The sequence below is a fragment of the Luteibacter sp. P4_D7_3 genome, assembly GCF_056401735.1.
In genome coordinates, this window is record NZ_JBFUIT010000487.1 from 1 (window position 1) to 2,068 (window position 2,068).

A 2,068-nucleotide genomic window follows, 5' to 3' on the forward strand; every position below is an offset into this window, starting at 1 on the left:
CACCTTCAGGCACCAACAGCGACAGATGCTCTGGCCTGACATAACCCACAGCCGATCGGAACAGCCCGCCCGCGGCACCTGCCGGAAGGGACCATCCACCGGCGCCCCACGTGTCTCCCCGCCGTTCCAGCGCAATGCGGTTCGTCCTACCGATGAACTCGCAGACGAAGGGCGTGGCAGGATCCTGGTAGACCTCGTGGGGCCGACCCACCTGCTCGATGCGGCCCTTGTTCATGACGACGATACGGTCGGCAAGCTCGAGCGCTTCTTCCTGGTCGTGGGTCACGAACACGGTCGTTAGCTCGAGCTCTTCGTGGAGCTCACGCAGCCAGCGGCGCAACGCGGTGCGCACCTGTGCATCGAGTGCACCGAAGGGCTCGTCGAGCAGCAACACATCCGGCTCGACGGCCAGGGCACGTGCGAGGGCGACCCGCTGGCGCTGGCCGCCGGAGAGCTGGCTGGGATAGCGATTACCCAGGTCCGCCAGCTGCACGCGCTTCAACAGCTCATCGACACGCACACGGATCTGGTCACGCGAAGGGCGCCGGCGCCGGGGCCGCACACGAAGGCCGAAGGCGACGTTTTCGCGCACGGTCAAATGACGGAACAACGCATAGTGCTGGAACACGAGGCCGACATTGCGCTCCCGTGCACTGGCGGCGAGGAAGTCCTGCCCGTTCTGCGTGACGCTTCCCTCATCGGGATAGTCGAGACCGGCAAGAATGCGCAACAAGGTGGTCTTCCCTGATCCGGAAGGCCCCACGAGCGCAACGAATTCGCCCGGAGCAATGTCGAGGCTCACGTCGTCGAGCGCGGCAATGTCGGGAAAGTGGCGGCTCAGCCGTTTGAGAGCGAGTGTCATCAGTGATTCTCAGCGGCTTGATAGCGCCATTCCAGGGCGGACTTCACCGCCAGGGTCAGCAGTGCCAGGAGCGCAAGCAGCGAAGCAATGGCGAAGGCGCCGACGTAGTTGTACTCGTTGTAACGCATCTCCACTTCCAGCGGCATGGTGGTCGTCAGCCCGCGAATGTGTCCGGATACCACCGACACGGCGCCGAACTCGCCCATGGCGCGCGCGTTACAGAGGAGCACGCCGTAGAGCAGCGCCCAGCGGATATTGGGAAGCGTGACCCGGAAGAAGGTCTGCAGGCCACTTGCGCCGAGCACGCGAGCGACCTCTTCCTCTTCGCTGCCCTGGGACTGCATCAGGGGGATGAGTTCGCGCGCGACGAAGGGCAGCGTGATGAAGATCGTTGCGAGAACGAGGCCAGGGACGGCGAAGATGATCTTGATCCCATGCGCTGCGAGCCACGGTCCGAACCAGCCCTGCGCACCGAACATCAGCACGTACAGCAGACCCGTGACCACCGGTGAGACGGACAGGGGCAGGTCAATAAGCGCGCCGAGCAAGGCTTTGCCGCGGAACTGGAACCGGGTCATGGCCCAGGCGGCCGCGATCCCGAACACCACATTGAGCGGCACCGTGATGGCCGCCACCAGCAAGGTCAGCCGGATGGCGGCCATTGCTTCGGGCTGGTCAATGCTTTCGACGAACGCGTGGGCTCCCTGGCGGAAGGCTTCGACAAACACGGAAGCCAGCGGCACCACGAGGAAGAGACAGAGAAAGAGGATGGAAGCCACGATGATCGACGCCCGGCCAAGACGCCGCGCGACACTGGCAGGACGTCCGGGACGGCCCGCCGTCATGCGGACTGCTCCGCCCACCGCCGGGTCCAGCGCTGCAGCGCTGAAACCAGAACGAGGAGAACGAGAGAGAACGCCAGCATGACGACGCCCAACGCCGCCGCCGTGGCGTAGTCGAATTCATCGAGCCGTTGGACGATAAGCAGCGGCGCAATTTCCGAGCGCAGGGGAATGTTGCCAGCGATGAAGATCACCGAGCCGTACTCGCCCACGGCCCGGGCCAGCGCCAGGGCAAACCCGGTGAGCAGCGTCGGAACCAGGGTGGGCAGGACGACGCGCAGAAAGGTCTGCAGGCCGGTTGCGCCCAGGCTCTCGGCGGCGTCTTCGACGTCCTGTTCGAGAGACTGCAGCACAGGCTGGAGCG

Annotated in this window: 3 protein-coding genes; all 3 read right to left on the reverse strand. The window is 65.0% G+C overall.

Going from position 1 to position 2,068, the window contains the following annotated elements:
• Nucleotides 1-862, reverse strand: an 862-nt coding sequence (locus AC1DSN_RS21845) for a sulfate/molybdate ABC transporter ATP-binding protein (protein ID WP_477332875.1), incomplete at its 3' end; no start/stop codon positions are given.
• Complete coding sequence (gene cysW, locus AC1DSN_RS21850; protein ID WP_063570551.1) at nucleotides 862-1,707, reverse strand: sulfate ABC transporter permease subunit CysW; 846 nt, start codon at nucleotides 1,705-1,707, stop codon at nucleotides 862-864. The genes AC1DSN_RS21845 and cysW, both read right to left, overlap by 1 nt.
• Nucleotides 1,704-2,068 (reverse strand): ABC transporter permease subunit (locus AC1DSN_RS21855; protein ID WP_477332877.1); only part of this gene is annotated, 365 nt, incomplete at its 5' end. The genes AC1DSN_RS21855 and cysW, both read right to left, overlap by 4 nt.